This is a genomic window from Bradyrhizobium sp. C9, assembly GCF_002532045.1.
Lineage (GTDB): Bacteria > Pseudomonadota > Alphaproteobacteria > Rhizobiales > Xanthobacteraceae > Bradyrhizobium.
On the sequence record NZ_NWTG01000039.1, the window covers coordinates 12,475 to 25,722 of the forward strand.

At 64.8% G+C, this 13,248-nt stretch carries 17 protein-coding genes; 10 read left to right on the forward strand and 7 right to left on the reverse strand.

Going from position 1 to position 13,248, the window contains the following annotated elements:
• Window positions 1-4: 4 nt before the first annotated feature.
• Complete coding sequence (locus CO675_RS37710; protein WP_097676939.1) at window positions 5-331, reverse strand: hypothetical protein; 327 nt, start codon at window positions 329-331, stop codon at window positions 5-7.
• 114 nt (window positions 332-445) lie between these two features.
• Here CO675_RS37710 and CO675_RS37715 point away from each other — a divergent pair, with 114 nt between their 5' ends.
• From CO675_RS37715 to CO675_RS37735, 5 genes are all read left to right on the forward strand, one after another.
• Window positions 446-844 carry a metallopeptidase family protein gene (locus CO675_RS37715; RefSeq protein WP_097676940.1) on the forward strand — a complete coding sequence of 133 codons (399 nt, stop codon included), beginning with the start codon at window positions 446-448 and terminating at the stop codon, window positions 842-844.
• A gap of 86 nt (window positions 845-930) precedes the next feature.
• A complete protein-coding gene (gene leuD / locus CO675_RS37720; protein ID WP_097676941.1) occupies window positions 931-1,533 on the forward strand; it encodes a 3-isopropylmalate dehydratase small subunit in 603 nt (200 codons plus the stop codon).
• Between the two features lie 93 nt (window positions 1,534-1,626).
• A complete protein-coding gene (locus CO675_RS37725) occupies window positions 1,627-2,418 on the forward strand; it encodes a hypothetical protein (RefSeq protein ID WP_097676942.1) in 792 nt (263 codons plus the stop codon).
• Between the two features lie 76 nt (window positions 2,419-2,494).
• On the forward strand, window positions 2,495-2,920 hold the full coding sequence (locus CO675_RS37730) for a hypothetical protein (RefSeq protein ID WP_097676943.1): 426 nt from the start codon (window positions 2,495-2,497) through the stop codon (window positions 2,918-2,920).
• A 10-nt stretch (window positions 2,921-2,930) separates the two neighbouring features.
• Window positions 2,931-3,290 carry a c-type cytochrome gene (locus CO675_RS37735; protein ID WP_097676944.1) on the forward strand — a complete coding sequence of 120 codons (360 nt, stop codon included), beginning with the start codon at window positions 2,931-2,933 and terminating at the stop codon, window positions 3,288-3,290.
• A gap of 21 nt (window positions 3,291-3,311) precedes the next feature.
• Here the strand turns inward: CO675_RS37735 and CO675_RS37740 are convergent, their stop codons facing one another.
• A complete protein-coding gene (locus CO675_RS37740) occupies window positions 3,312-4,190 on the reverse strand; it encodes an HpcH/HpaI aldolase/citrate lyase family protein (protein ID WP_097676973.1) in 879 nt (292 codons plus the stop codon).
• A 141-nt stretch (window positions 4,191-4,331) separates the two neighbouring features.
• Here CO675_RS37740 and CO675_RS37745 point away from each other — a divergent pair, with 141 nt between their 5' ends.
• Complete coding sequence (locus CO675_RS37745; RefSeq protein WP_097676945.1) at window positions 4,332-4,988, forward strand: carbonic anhydrase; 657 nt, start codon at window positions 4,332-4,334, stop codon at window positions 4,986-4,988.
• A gap of 9 nt (window positions 4,989-4,997) precedes the next feature.
• On the opposite strand, the gene CO675_RS37750 is transcribed toward CO675_RS37745, so the two are convergent.
• Window positions 4,998-5,549: a TIGR00645 family protein gene (locus CO675_RS37750; RefSeq protein WP_097676946.1), complete on the reverse strand. Its 552-nt coding sequence runs from the start codon at window positions 5,547-5,549 to the stop codon at window positions 4,998-5,000.
• A gap of 28 nt (window positions 5,550-5,577) precedes the next feature.
• On the reverse strand, window positions 5,578-6,612 hold the full coding sequence (locus tag CO675_RS37755; RefSeq protein WP_097676947.1) for an aspartate-semialdehyde dehydrogenase: 1,035 nt from the start codon (window positions 6,610-6,612) through the stop codon (window positions 5,578-5,580).
• A gap of 117 nt (window positions 6,613-6,729) precedes the next feature.
• Between CO675_RS37755 and CO675_RS37760 the strand changes: the two genes are divergently transcribed.
• Window positions 6,730-7,524, forward strand: coding sequence for a hypothetical protein (locus CO675_RS37760; RefSeq protein ID WP_097676948.1), 795 nt, complete (start codon window positions 6,730-6,732; stop codon window positions 7,522-7,524).
• A gap of 177 nt (window positions 7,525-7,701) precedes the next feature.
• Window positions 7,702-8,109, forward strand: a complete 408-nt coding sequence (locus tag CO675_RS37765; RefSeq protein ID WP_097676949.1) for a hypothetical protein — start codon at window positions 7,702-7,704, stop codon at window positions 8,107-8,109.
• Window positions 8,110-8,226: 117 nt separating this feature from the next.
• On the opposite strand, the gene leuB is transcribed toward CO675_RS37765, so the two are convergent.
• Window positions 8,227-9,339, reverse strand: coding sequence for a 3-isopropylmalate dehydrogenase (leuB, locus tag CO675_RS37770; RefSeq protein ID WP_097676950.1), 1,113 nt, complete (start codon window positions 9,337-9,339; stop codon window positions 8,227-8,229).
• A gap of 150 nt (window positions 9,340-9,489) precedes the next feature.
• On the opposite strand from leuB, the gene CO675_RS37775 reads away from it, so the two are divergent.
• Together CO675_RS37775 and CO675_RS37780 are read left to right on the forward strand one after the other, a co-directional pair.
• Window positions 9,490-10,353 (forward strand): EamA family transporter, encoded by an 864-nt coding sequence (locus tag CO675_RS37775; RefSeq protein WP_097676951.1) that lies wholly within the window; start codon window positions 9,490-9,492, stop codon window positions 10,351-10,353.
• An 89-nt stretch (window positions 10,354-10,442) separates the two neighbouring features.
• On the forward strand, window positions 10,443-11,621 hold the full coding sequence (locus CO675_RS37780) for a YbfB/YjiJ family MFS transporter (RefSeq protein ID WP_097676952.1): 1,179 nt from the start codon (window positions 10,443-10,445) through the stop codon (window positions 11,619-11,621).
• Between the two features lie 125 nt (window positions 11,622-11,746).
• Here CO675_RS37780 and CO675_RS37785 read toward each other — a convergent pair whose 3' ends face one another.
• A complete protein-coding gene (locus tag CO675_RS37785) occupies window positions 11,747-12,532 on the reverse strand; it encodes a molybdopterin-binding protein (protein ID WP_097676953.1) in 786 nt (261 codons plus the stop codon).
• Window positions 12,533-12,543: 11 nt separating this feature from the next.
• Window positions 12,544-13,176 carry a cytochrome b/b6 domain-containing protein gene (locus tag CO675_RS37790; RefSeq protein WP_097676954.1) on the reverse strand — a complete coding sequence of 211 codons (633 nt, stop codon included), beginning with the start codon at window positions 13,174-13,176 and terminating at the stop codon, window positions 12,544-12,546.
• Between the last annotated feature and the right edge of the window lie 72 nt (window positions 13,177-13,248).

Below are 13,248 nucleotides of genomic sequence, written 5' to 3' on the forward strand. Positions count from 1 at the left end.
CGAGCTAGCCCGGGCGCCAGAAGCAGTTCATGCGCGGCGTGATCACGGTGCCGCTCGGCCGGTGCTCCTGCACATAGGTTGCAGTGCAATCGCGCACGGCGTTCGGACCGGGATTGTAGCGCGGGATGACATCCGGCTCCCAATGATCGGGCCGCGACCGGTAGATCGGCACCCGCCTGAGCCGGCGGTGCTCGACGACCCGCTCGCGCACGACCGGCGCCGGCTCACCGATGCGCGCTTCGGCCGCCGCGCTCTGTGCCCGCGCCTCTCCCGCCGGCAGCGAAAGCCCGACTGCCACCGCCAACAGTGTTGCCGCCACGATCCGTTTCATCACGCCACCCAAGCCCCGTTCTTGAGCCTCAATCTTGGGCCGCACGGTCTCCCATTGCACCGCCAAGGTCAACTGCGCTGGCGCCGGCTGAGGCACTCGCGCTAAAGGAGTGTCATGTGGACCACAGAAAAAGCTCCCTCGCTCGCCGAGATGGAGGCCGTGGCGCACGAAATCTTCGAGCGCCTGCCTCCGACGTTCCGGGCCCTCTGCGAGGGCCTGATCATCCGTGTCGACGACTTCCCGGCCGACGAGGTGCTCGACGAGATGCAGGCCGAGAGCGAGTTCGACCTGCTCGGCCTGTTTCACGGCATCGGCCTGCCGCAGCAGAGCCATGGCGACGTGGCCCGGCTGCCCAATTTGGTCTGGCTCTACCGGCGGCCGATCCTGGACTACTGGGCGGAGCACGACGAAACCCTCGGCCACATCGTCCGCCACGTGCTGATCCATGAAATTGGGCACCATTTCGGCCTCTCCGACGCCGATATGGAGGCGATTGAGGCAGAAGCGGGCTAGCCCTGCGGAAATGGCCCTTTTACCGCTGTCACATTCGCGATAAACACCCGGACCCTATCCCCTATTTTTGCCCGGGAAGAGCACCGATGGACAAGTTCACCACGCTGGAAGGCGTCGCGGCACCGCTGAAGATCATCAATGTCGACACCGACATGATCATTCCGAAGCAGTACCTCAAGACCATCAAGCGCACCGGCCTTGGCAAGGGGCTTTTCTCCGAGCAGCGCTACAAGGATGACGGCAGCGAGAACCCCGATTTCGTCCTCAACCAGTCCGCCTATCGCAACGCGAAGGTGCTGGTCGCCGGCGACAATTTCGGCTGCGGCTCGAGCCGCGAGCACGCGCCCTGGGCGCTGCTCGACTTCGGCATCCGCTGCGTGATCTCGACCTCGTTCGGCGACATCTTTTACAACAACTGCTTCAAGAACGGCATCCTGCCGATCCGCGTGTCGCAGGAGGACCTCGACAAGCTGTTCGACGATGCCGAGCGCGGCGCCAATGCGACGCTGACCATCGATCTGCCCAACCAGGAGATCCGCGGTCCCGACGGCGGCACGGTGAAGTTCGAGATCGATCCGTTCCGCAAGCACTGCCTGATCAACGGCCTCGACGACATCGGCCTGACGATGGAGAAGAAATCGTCGATCGACACCTTCGAGGCCAAGCTCAAGGAACGCGCCTGGGCCTGAGGTGCAACCGATCATCGCGCCCCGGTGCCTTCAGGTGCCGGGGCTTTTCTTTGCGAAATTGTCTTCTCACGAACCTGCTGATGGCTGACGCGCATGCTGCCTGACATCGTCACCTTCTGGCACGGCTCGATGGACGCGCTGCGCCGGACCTGTTTGCGCTCACAGCTGGCCGCCGGGCACAAGGTCACCGTCTACAGTTTCGATCCAATCCCCGGGCTGCCCGACGGCATCGGCAACGCCGAGGCCGAGGCGGTGCTGCCGCATTCATTCTCGGAGCGGCTGCGTCCGGCCGAGCGCGACGGATCGTGGCGTGACTGGACCATCCTGCAGTTCAGCGACTTCTTCCGCATGCGGCTGATGAAGCAACGCGCCGGGCTCTGGCTCGACGCCGATGTGCTGCTCTTGAAGGGCGTCGAGATCGATCCGGCAAAACCCTATTTCGCCTGGGAGCGGCCGCGGCAGCTTGGCAACTCGGTGCTGTACCTGCCATACAACGATCCGATCGTACGCGCATTCGAAGCGCTGATGCAGCAGGACGAGCTGACGCCGGACTGGCTGGCGTTGCGCCACCGCCTGACCTTCGCGATGCGCAAGCTGCGCGGCAAATCCAATCGCCTGTCCGACATCCGCGTCGCGATCTTTGGCCCGGCTGCGCTCACCGCGCTCGCGCGCCGTGAAGGCGAGTTGCAGCACGCGCTGCCGAAGCGCTCGTTCTACGCGGTGCACGCCGAACCAAGACTATTCTTCGAGCCGTCGGATGTTTCGCGCTACCTTGATGATCCCGGGATCATCGGCCTGCACATCTCCCCGAAGGGACGCGGCAAGGATGCGCCGATCCCCGGCAGTCTCTATGCCTGGGCGTCGGAGCGCTTTGGCCAGGCCTGAGCCGATTTGATCTGCCGCAAGGCTGGATTGCGCAGAAGGCGTCATATGGGGCAGCCGCTCTATATCGGAGGCGCCCATGACCACCGAAGCCCAGTACCCCGTCGTTGAGTATCTGATCGATCTGTTTAGCAACTGGCTGAAGCATCAGCGCGAGCTTGGCGAACTGCGCGAACTGGACGACGCAAGCTTCAGCCAGATTGCGAGCGACTTGCGGATCAGCCCCGAGGACCTCATGGCGTTGGCGCGCCAGGGGCCACACAGTGCGGACGAGCTGCCCATGCTGCTCGAGGCGCTCGGGATCGATCGGGAGAAGCTGGCCCGCGCCGAGACACTGGTGCTGCGCGACATGGAGCGAGTCTGCAGCCTGTGCGGCCACAAGCGGCAGTGCGACCATGATCTCGCTGCCGGTACCTCCGGTGCGTGCTATCAGCAATACTGTCCGAACGCCCCCACGATCGAAGCGCTGGGTGAGGCTGCAGGCCACGGCAGATCATCGTCTTGAAGGTACATCGATGCTGAATCAGCACGCCGTCTGGCGTCGCGCATTGCTGATCCTGCTGGTCGGGATGGCCGCGCTCCTGCTGCTGCGCCTGCATCAGGCCAACGGCGCGGAACAGCCTTCGAATAGCATCACGGCCGGGCATCGTTTGGCGGAAGGCTGGTGCATGGAGTGCCATGTCGTCGGCGCGCTCGCGACGGGCGCGAAGAAAGTCCCGCCGGACTTCGTCACCGTCGCCAACCGGCCCTCAACCACCGTGCTCTGGCTCAAGGTATTCCTGAAAACGAGTCACCCGACGATGCCGAACATCATCATCGGGCCAAGCGAGGCCGATGATCTCGCGAACTACATCATGAGCCTGAAGCGCGAATAGAGCGCAACAGGTCGATGGTTTTCACTGTCCCATCGCAGCGATCGCGTCCGCGATCGCGATGGTGCGCTTCGCCATCTCGGCGTGCAGGCGCTCGACCATGCGGCCGTCGAGCTGGATCGCGCCGCGCGCGGCGTTCTCCGGCTGCTCGAACGCGGCGATGATCCTGCGGGCCTCGGCGACCTCGGCCTCCGGCGGCGTGAAGATCGCGTTGCAGGCGTCGATGTGGCTCGGGTGGATCAGCGTCTTGCCGTCGAAGCCGAGATCGCGGCCCTGCGCGCATTCCTCCGCGAAGCCGTCGATATTGCTGATGTCGCCATAGGGGCCATCGAGGATCTCGAGTCCGTGCGCGCGGGTCGCCAGGATGCAGTGCGTGATCATCGGGATCATCGCCGCGCGGCCCGGCTTCATCCGGATCCGGGTCTCGCGCGCAATGTCGTTCGGCCCGAACACGAAGCCGGCGAGCCGGACCTCGGAGTCCTTCGATGCCGCGGCAAGCTTGTCGGCATCGAGCACGGCGCGCGCGGTCTCGATCATCGCCCAGACCCGGATCGAAGCAGGGGCATTGATGTCGCTGAGGCGATCGGCGACAGCGTTGAGATCGTCGACGGTGGAAATCTTGGGAACCAGGATCCCGTCCGGCTGCGCCTTGCCGGCCATGCCGATGTCATCGACCCACCACGGGCTGTCGAGCGCGTTGATGCGGATCAGGACCTCGCGCTTGCCGAAGCCCCTGGCCGCGACCGCCTTGGCGATCTGCTCGCGGGCCACCGCCTTGGCGTCGGGGGCAACGGAATCCTCGAGGTCGAGGATGATGCCGTCGGCCGCCAGCGCGCGGGCCTTCTCCAGCGCCCGTGCATTCGATCCCGGCATGAACAACAGGCTGCGGCGCGGACGGGTCATCGGCATTCTCCTGGGGCTCGGGCTCCGCCACTGTCCATTGTTTGGGCATCGGGCGGAACCATCCTTCAACGCTGCCGTATCATCTCAGGATGCACGCCGAAAGTCTTGTTCCCGTCACCGGCATGTGGTTAGGCAGAGGCCATGAAATTCTTTCCGAAGCAGTTGATCGACGGCTACCGGACCTTCGCGACCCAGCGGTTGCCGACTGAACAGTCGCGATACCGGGACCTGTCCGAACGCGGCCAGTTCCCCGAGACCATGGTGATCGGCTGCTGCGATTCCCGCGTCTCGCCGGAAGTGATCTTCGATGCCGGCCCGGGCGAATTGTTCGTGGTCCGCAACATCGCCAATTTGGTTCCAGTCTATCAGCCCGACAGCAACGCCCACGGCGTCTCGGCCGCGCTGGAATATGCCGTGACCGTGCTGAAGGTGAAGAACATCGTGGTGCTGGGCCATGCCCAGTGCGGCGGCATCCGCGCCTTCGTCGACAAGATCAAGCCGCTGACGCCCGGCGACTTCATCGGCAAATGGATGCAGATGTTCATCAAGCCGGGCGAGGTGGTCGAGCAGCGCGACCATGAGAGCATGCAGGACTTCGTCACCCGCATCGAGAAGGCCGCGGTGTTCCGCTCGCTGGAAAACCTGATGACCTTCCCGTTCGTGCGCGAGCGGGTCGAGAGCGGCGAGATGCAGCTGCACGGCGCCTATTTCGGCGTCGCCGAGGGCTCGCTGTTCGTGCTGGACCGAGCCGCGAAGGAATTCATCAGCGTCACCGACGCCGTGAAGGCCGGCGCGTAGCGCTATCGGCTACTCCCCGCCGTGATCGGCGCCCCAGCGATCGGACAGCGCCAGCAACAGCGCCGAGATCACGAACACCAGGTGCACGGCAACCAGCCAGGTCATCCGCGTCGCGTCGAACGCGGCATCGATGTTCAGGAACGCTTCCAGCACGTGGATCGCGGAGATCGCGACGATCGACGCCAGCAGCTTCTGCTTCAGCCCGGCAAAATCGATCTTGGTGATCCAGATCGGCCAGTTCGGGTTGCCCGACGTGTCGATGCGCGAGACGAAGTTCTCGTAGCCCGAAAACACCACGATCAGAATGAGATTGGCGACCAGCGTGACGTCGATCAGTGCCAGCGCATCGAGGATGACTTCCGTCGATTTGTAGCCGGACGCATGCAGCACGAACTCCCACAGCATGCGCGCGAATTTCAGCAGCAGCACGGCAAGCGCCACCACCAGGCCGACATAGAACGGCGCCATCAGCCAGCGGCTGTTGAACAGCACATATTCGAAGCCGCGCATGATGCGCGGCGTCGGGGGACTCGATGGGGTGGGAGCCAACTGTTCCGACATGGTCGCGCCCCCCCGTTGGTCCCCGCCCTTAGGCCGCTTTCTTCTTCGCGGTGATCAGCTTGCGGTTGATCAGGACTTCCGCGATCTGGATCGCGTTCAGCGCCGCGCCCTTGCGCAGATTGTCCGACACGCACCAGAACGACAGGCCGTTCTCCACCGTCGCATCCTCGCGGATGCGGCTGATATAGGTCGCGTCCTCGCCGGCGGCCTCATACGGCGTGACGTAGCCGCCCGGCTCGTGCTTGTCGATTACGAGGCAGCCCGGCGCATTGCGCAGGATGTTGCGCGCCTCGTCCGCCGTGATCGGGTTGGCGAACTCGACGTTGACGGCCTCGGAGTGGCTGACGAAGACCGGCACGCGCACGCAGGTCGCGGTCAGCTTGATCTTGGGATCGAGGATCTTCTTGGTCTCCGCCATCATCTTCCACTCTTCCTTGGTGAAGCCGTCTTCCATGAAGACGTCGATCTGCGGAATGATGTTGAAGGCGATGCGCTTCGGAAACTTCTTATTGATCAGCTCGTCGTTGGTGTAGACGGCCTTGGTCTGCGAGAACAACTCATCCATGGCGTCCTTGCCGGCGCCCGACACCGATTGATAGGTCGCGACCACGACACGCGTGATCGTCGCCTTGTCGTGCAGCGGCTTCAGCGCCACGACGAGCTGCGCGGTCGAGCAGTTCGGGTTGGCGATGATGTTCTTCTTGGTGAAACCGGCGGCCGCGTCCGCGTTCACCTCCGGCACGATCAGCGGCACGTCCGGGTCCATGCGCCAGGCCGAGGAATTATCGATCACGACCGCGCCGGCGGCGCCGATCTTGGGCGACCATTCCTTCGAGACCGCGCCGCCGGCCGACATCAGGCAGATGTCGATGTCGGAGAAGTCATAGTGCTCGAGCGCCTTCACCTTCAGGGTGCGGTCGCCATAGGAGACCTCGATGCCGACGCTGCGGCGCGAGGCCAGCACGACGACCTCGTCGGCGGGGAATTTGCGCTCATCGAGAATGTTGAGCATTTCGCGCCCGACATTGCCGGTCGCTCCGACCACCGCGACTTTGTAACCCATCGTTCACTCTCCGACGAAAAATGCCCGTTCCCCCGCAACTCAAGGAAAGGGAAGAGGCAGCGCTTCTATGCGAGAAACCCCGTCAAGACAACGTTGCGTAGCCTTTTGAGCGTTTTGATGCGTTTATTTCGGGCCGATCCGGCCGCGCCCCATCATACGAGAAATCCGTCCGCACTGACGAGCTTCGTCGATGAGGTGTACGCCACGCTCTCCGGGCTGTTTGCCTATGTCGCCGCGCTGGCGCTGTTCGCCGCCCTCGGCATCCATCTATGGAAGCAACTGCCGGACGCAACGGCGACGGCGGCACCCGCCGCCGCGGGCTGGGGCGCAGGTGGCCGCATGGGACCGGCCTTCGCCATCAGCAAGCGCGATCCGCGAGATAAAACAGAGGCTTATGAAGTTTTCAGGCATCCCGAGGGCGGCCGCAAGGACGTCTTCCGCTGGACTGATGCCAATGGCGCGCCGGCAGCCGAGCTGGAAATCTACCGCCCCGGCGGCGAGGCCATGGGGTCCGCGGTCACCGATATTGCCGGGCGGCTCGACCCGGGCGGCGTCCGCGAGCTCGAGGCCGCCGGCATCGTCGACAGCAAGTTCGGCGGCGTCACCCTGCTGCGCCCGGCGCGGCAGGAGGGCAGCCGCGCCTGCCTCGGCTTCCTCAAGCAGGCCGACGCCCCCGATCTGCGCATCTCGGGCTGGACCTGCCAGGGCGCCAGCCTGCCGGCCCAGCGCGCCGCGATCGTCTGCATACTGAACCGTCTGACCCTGCTGGCCGCGGGCAACGACCCGCGGCTCGCCGGGCTGTTCGCGCATGCCGAGCTACGGCGTACCGACTGCGTTACCTCCGGCCCGCCCGCCCTGTCGACCGACTGGGTGATGGGCAGCGAGAACCCGCTTCTGCGCGGCGCGCTTTGATGGCGAGACCGTGGCAAGGCACTGGTTTTCATGAAACTTTTGCGCTTGGACACGCATTATCTCTGGTGGTGTGGCGCAATTGACCTAGTGACGCCCCACCCTCCGTGGCTACAATGTGTTCCGAGTGATTTTGGCTGATGCGCCAGCCCCCGATGGGGCCGTAATGACGAGGATGCGATGACCTTGAAATTCCCTGCCGCGAACAAGCTCGTGGTGTTGCTTGCCGCGGCTGCCGTCACCGCAACCGCGCTTGGCATGACCGCGGCCAGCGCGCAGCAGACCCCGAGCAAGCGCAAGCAGCAAGAGCAGTATGACCGTGACGGCCGCCGTTACTACGGCGCGCAGGGCCCGAACCGGGTCTATCAGCAGGGGCCGCGCACCCGCGTTTACGTCACCACGCGCTCGTGGCTCGATGCCGGCACCGAAGTGCTGCCGGGCGACCGCAAGTTCAACGACTACGCCTATCCGCCTGATGTCGGCTACCCGTCGTTCGCGCGCGAGAACAACAACCGCCCGATCGACCGCCAGCCGCTCAGCCCGCCGGCCGATCTCGGCGGCTATCCGCGGAGCTTCCCGCTGTACTGAGAATTTCGGCTGATGGCCGATACGAAAATGCCCGGCTCCGGCCGGGCATTTTTTGTTTTGGGCTTCGTCATTCCGGGGCGATGCGAAGCATCGCGCCCGGAACGACGGCGCGAGCCGTTACGCGTGCAGCTTCTGCAATTCCTTCAGGATCGCTTCGCCCATCTGCGCCGTGCTGACGGACGTGGTGCCGGCCGACTTGATATCGGCAGTGCGCAACCCGCTGGCGAGCACGGCGGCGATCGCGGCATCGACCTTGTCGGCGAGATCGCCCATGCCGAAGGAATAGCGCAGCGCCATGCCGAACGAGGCGATCATCGCGATCGGATTGGCGAGACCTCGGCCGGCGATATCGGGCGCCGAGCCGTGCACCGGCTCATACAATGCCTTGCGTTCCTTGTTCTTGGCGTCCTCCTTGCCGAGCGAAGCCGACGGCAGCAGGCCGAGCGAGCCCGTGAGCATCGCCGCGATGTCGGACAGCATGTCGCCGAACAGATTGTCGGTCACGATGACGTCGAACTGCTTCGGAGTCTTGACGAGGTTCATGCCGCCGGAATCGGCGAGCTGGTGCTCCAGCGTGACGTCCTTGTATTCGCGCGCGTGGACCTGGGTCATGACCTCGTTCCAGAGCACGCCCGACTTCATGACGTTGCGCTTCTCCATCGACGTCACCTTGTTCTTGCGCTTGCGCGCCAGCTCGAAGGCGACGCGGCCGATGCGCTCGATCTCGAAGGTGTCGTAGACCTGGGTGTCGACCGCGCGCTTCTGGCCGTTGCCGATATCGGTGATGGTCTTCGGCTCGCCGAAATAGACGCCGCCGGTGAGCTCGCGCACGATCATGATGTCGAGGCCCTCGACCACCTCGCGCTTGAGGCTCGAGGCATCGGCCAGCGCCGGATAGCACACCGCCGGACGCAAATTGGCGAACAACTCGAGATCCTTGCGCAGCCGCAGCAGGCCCGCCTCCGGGCGCACCTCATAGGGCACGCTGTCCCACTTCGGACCGCCGACCGCACCGAAGATCACGGCGTCGGCCGCGGTGGCCTTGGCCATGTCGCCTTCGGAGATCGACACCTTGTGCGCGTCATAGGCCGAGCCGCCGACCAGGCCCTGCTCGGTCTCGAATTTCGCGATGCCCTGCGCATTCAGCCAGTCGATCAGGCGCTGCACCTCGGCCATCACTTCGGGGCCGATGCCGTCGCCGGGGAGAAGCAGCAGTTTATGGGTCGCCATGGTCGTTACCTCGCTCAATCGGGCATGCCCGCCATCATTCCGCGCGAGTGCTAAAACGCCCCGCACGGATTGGCAAGGCACCCCGGACAGGGTCAAAATGACCCGCAAAGAGCCAACCGCGCCCGAAAAGAAGCCAACAAGACGGACCTCATGACCGCAGCCATTGTCTACGCCTTCGCCTCGGCCATTTTCCTCGGCGCCGGCGTCGTGCTGGCGCAGCTTGGCCTGCGCACCGTCGAGCCGCTGTCGGGCGCCGCGATCAGCGTGCCATCCTTCACCCTGCTGTTCCTCGTGCTGTCGCCGCTGATCCTGCATGGCGAGCCGGTGGTTTGGCGCGGCCTGCCGATCTTCATGGCGATCGGCCTGTTCTTCCCGGCCTCGCTGACGCTCCTGACCTTCGCCTCGAACCGGGCGCTCGGGCCTGTCATCACCTCGACATTGGGCAATCTGGCGCCGCTGTTTGCGGTGTCAGCCGCCGTGGTGCTGCTGCATGAGCCGCTCGCGCCGCAACAGCTGATCGGCCTCGTGGTCGCAGTGGCCGGTGCCGCGATCATTACCGTGACCCGGCCGCGTGACCTCGGTCATTGGCGCAGCTGGGCGCTGCTACTGCCGCTCGCGAGCGCGCTGGTGCGCGGCATCGTGCCCCCGATCGCCAAGCTCGGGCTGGCGATCTGGCCGAGCCCGCTATGGGCCTGCCTGGTCGGCTACATCATGTCCTCGCTGGTGGTGCTGACGGTGCAGCGCGTCCGCAAGGGCAGCTTCATGGTGCACGCACCGCGCGACGGCCGGTTCTGGTTTGCATTGACGGGGATCAGCAACGGGCTCAGCGCGCTCAGCCTGTTCGCGGCGGTCCGCAACGGGCCGATCACGCTGGTGGCGCCGCTCGCTGCGATCTACCCGCTGGTGACCGTGGCGTTGAGCGCTGTCATGCTCAAGCATGTCGAGATCACCGCGCGGATCGTCGCCGGAACCCTGCTGACCGTGATCGGCATCGCGCTGGTCCTGATCGCCTGATTGCCCGATCCGCAAGACAGTGTTGCGACGTGCGGCGCTGGGCAGGACCGGCGCGGCCTGCCACAATGGCGGCCTTGCCGGAGTAAATTGTGAGAGCCCCCTCCCCGTCCTACCCGCATCCCGCGCGGCTGATCCTTATTTTGTCGCTCGCACCGACGGTCGGTCTCGGCATCGGCCGTTTCGCCTATTCGCTGGTGCTGCCCGATATGCGCGACTCCTTGGCCTGGTCGTATTCGGCCGCCGGCTTCATGAACACGATCAATGCCGCCGGCTATTTGGCCGGCGCGCTGGTCGCGTCCCGCCTGATCCAGCGCTTCGGGCTCGCCGCATCGGTGCGCTGGTCGACGCTGGCCTGCGCGCTGTCGCTGGCACTGTGCGCGCTCACAAGCAATTTCGCCGTGCTGAGCTTCGCCCGCCTCCTGGTCGGCTTCGCCGCCGCAATCGGCTTCGTCGGCGGCGGCGCGCTTGCGGCGACCATCGCGCAATCACGACCGGAGCGCGCCAACTTCCTGCTCAGCCTGTTCTATGCCGGGCCGGGCGTCGGCATCCTGGCATCCGGCCTGATCGCGCCGTTCGTGTTGCAGAGTTTCGGCGCCGGCTCATGGTGGATCGTGTGGTGGGCAATGACCTTGCTCTCGGCGATCATGACCGCGCCGCTGCTGCTTGCGCCATTGCACGCCAATACTGCCGCCGGCGGCATCGTGCGGACCAAATTCGCAATCATGCCGGTCCTGATCTACCTCGCCGCCTACTTCCTGTTCGGCGCTGGCTACATCGCCTACATGACCTTCATGATCGCCTATGTCCGCGACGGCGGCGGCGGCGCGGCTGCACAGAGCGCATTCTGGAGCCTGATCGGCGTCAGCGCGTTCGTGACGCCCTGGGTCTGGCGGCGGGTTTTGGCGCTCGACCGCGGCGGGCTCGCCACGACAATCATCCTCGGCGTCAACGCACTCGGCGCGGCTCTGCCGATCTTCGGGCATTCGCCGCTGCTGCTCGCGATCTCGGCGCTGGTGTTCGGCGTCGCGTTCTTCGCCGTGGTGGGATCAACGACCGCCTTCGTGCGCCTCAACTACCCGCCGGAAGCCTGGCCGACCGCAATTGCGGCGATGACCATCGCCTTCGGCATCGGCCAGACGCTCGGCCCGATCGTGGTCGGCGCCATCACCGACGCGGTCGGCAGCCTGTCATTTGCGCTGAACGTCTCGGCCGCGATGCTGGCGCTGGGGGCGGTGCTGTCGGCGTTTCAGAGGAAGGTCCCCTCCTGACGTCGTCCCGGCGAAGGCCGGAACCCATAACCACAGGTGGGCGTTGTGGAGGGAAGTCTCTCCCCGCCTGCCCATTGCTTCGGCCGCGGAGCATGGGTCCCGGCCTTCGCCGGGACGACAGTAAGTCAGCTCCCGCTAAACGAATTATACCCCTGGTCTTCCCAGTAGCCGCCCTTGTAGTCGTTGGTGACTTCCATCGAGAGCACGTATTTCGGGTTCTTGAAGCCGAGCTTGGTCGGCACCCGGATCTTCATCGGGAAGCCGTAGGCGCGCGGCAGGATCTGGTCGGCGAATTTGAACGTCATCTGGGTCTGCGGGTGCAGCGCCGTGCGCATGTCCAAGGGTGAATTGTAGCCGTCCTTGTCGGCACACTGGAACCAGACATATTTGGCGCGGGTGTCGGCGCCGACCAGCTTGAGGAAATCGCGCAAGGGCGTACCGGTCCAGCTGCCGATCGCGCTCCAGCCTTCGACGCAGATATGGCGCGTCACCTGCTTCTCCTGCGGCAGCTTGTACAATTCGTCGAGCGTCCACGACTTCTTGTTCTCGACCAGCCCACGCACCTCGAGCTTCCAGTCCGCGCCTGCGATCTCGGGCGCATCGTCGAGGTCGTAATAGGCATTGAACGGGAACGGCTTGGTGATCATGCTCTCGGGGAAGGTCGGCGCCAGCGCATCCGGATTGAACATCCAGGCCTGCACCGCGTCGTTGAACTTCGAGACCTTCTTCAGCAGCTCCTCCGCCGACGAGGAATCGACCACGTCGCAGCCGGTCAGCAGCGTCAGCGCACCGAGGCTGGTGCCTGCCGTGATGAAGCGGCGGCGTGTCAGCTCCGGCATCGTCTTCACTGCGTCGCGCACCAGCAGCTTCTTGTCGACGCCGGGGATCAGGAGTTTTCTGAGACGACCCATGGTGACCTCCCTCAGCGCCCGATGATCATGGCGCGCAGGCTCTTCGGCACCAGCAGCGCGAGTGCGACATGGATCACCAGGAAGGCGACGATCAGCGCCATGCAGGTGAAGTGGACATAGCGCGCGATGTCGTAGCCGCCGAACAGCGAGACCAGCCAATGCAACTGCACCGGCTTCCACATCGACAGGCCGGACAGCACGATGACGACACCGACGGTAATGATGCCGGCATAGAGCAGCTTCTGCACCGAATTGTACTTGCTGAGATCGTCATGCGAGAGCTTGAAGGTCAGCGCCGCCTTGGTGTCGGCAATCACGCCGCCAGGGGTGATCGGCAGCAGCTTCTTGCGGAAGCGGCCGGTGGCGAAGCCGAGCGCCAGATAGACGAGGCCGTTGACCATCAGCAGCCACATCGCGGCGAAGTGCCAGAGCAGCGCGCCGCCGAGCCAGCCGCCGAGCGTGATGCTCCGCGAGAAGGTGAAGCCGAACAGCGGCGAGGCGTTATAGATCTGCCAGCCGGACATGATCATCAGGAGCATCGCGAATGCGTTGATCCAGTGCACCATCCGCACCCAGACCGGCTGGATCACCTTCGCGGGCGTCGCGGTCTCTGCCTGGTGGTCGCTGACGGCAAGGCTCGTCATGGAATGTCTCTGCTCGTGGTCGTTACCAGCTTATACGCCGGGAACCGGCGTTCCGTTACGGGGTCGCGCATC

Bases quoted from the DNA above. Each gene is read 5' to 3' on its own strand.
- CO675_RS37725 (WP_097676942.1), top strand. From the start codon at position 1,627: ATGCTGCCTGACATCGTCACCTTCTGGCACGGCTCGATGGACGCGCTG.
- CO675_RS37715 (WP_097676940.1), top strand. From the start codon at position 446: ATGTGGACCACAGAAAAAGCTCCCTCGCTCGCCGAGATGGAGGCCGTG.
- CO675_RS37785 (WP_097676953.1), bottom strand. From the start codon at position 12,532: ATGGGTCGTCTCAGAAAACTCCTGATCCCCGGCGTCGACAAGAAGCTG.
- CO675_RS37765 (WP_097676949.1), top strand. From the start codon at position 7,702: ATGACCTTGAAATTCCCTGCCGCGAACAAGCTCGTGGTGTTGCTTGCC.
- CO675_RS37750 (WP_097676946.1), bottom strand. From the start codon at position 5,549: ATGTCGGAACAGTTGGCTCCCACCCCATCGAGTCCCCCGACGCCGCGC.
- CO675_RS37755 (WP_097676947.1), bottom strand. From the start codon at position 6,612: ATGGGTTACAAAGTCGCGGTGGTCGGAGCGACCGGCAATGTCGGGCGC.
- CO675_RS37775 (WP_097676951.1), top strand. From the start codon at position 9,490: ATGACCGCAGCCATTGTCTACGCCTTCGCCTCGGCCATTTTCCTCGGC.
- CO675_RS37740 (WP_097676973.1), bottom strand. From the start codon at position 4,190: ATGACCCGTCCGCGCCGCAGCCTGTTGTTCATGCCGGGATCGAATGCA.
- leuD (WP_097676941.1), top strand. From the start codon at position 931: ATGGACAAGTTCACCACGCTGGAAGGCGTCGCGGCACCGCTGAAGATC.
- CO675_RS37735 (WP_097676944.1), top strand. From the start codon at position 2,931: ATGCTGAATCAGCACGCCGTCTGGCGTCGCGCATTGCTGATCCTGCTG.
- CO675_RS37710 (WP_097676939.1), bottom strand. From the start codon at position 331: ATGAAACGGATCGTGGCGGCAACACTGTTGGCGGTGGCAGTCGGGCTT.
- CO675_RS37790 (WP_097676954.1), bottom strand. From the start codon at position 13,176: ATGACGAGCCTTGCCGTCAGCGACCACCAGGCAGAGACCGCGACGCCC.
- CO675_RS37730 (WP_097676943.1), top strand. From the start codon at position 2,495: ATGACCACCGAAGCCCAGTACCCCGTCGTTGAGTATCTGATCGATCTG.
- CO675_RS37760 (WP_097676948.1), top strand. From the start codon at position 6,730: ATGCGTTTATTTCGGGCCGATCCGGCCGCGCCCCATCATACGAGAAAT.
- CO675_RS37745 (WP_097676945.1), top strand. From the start codon at position 4,332: ATGAAATTCTTTCCGAAGCAGTTGATCGACGGCTACCGGACCTTCGCG.
- leuB (WP_097676950.1), bottom strand. From the start codon at position 9,339: ATGGCGACCCATAAACTGCTGCTTCTCCCCGGCGACGGCATCGGCCCC.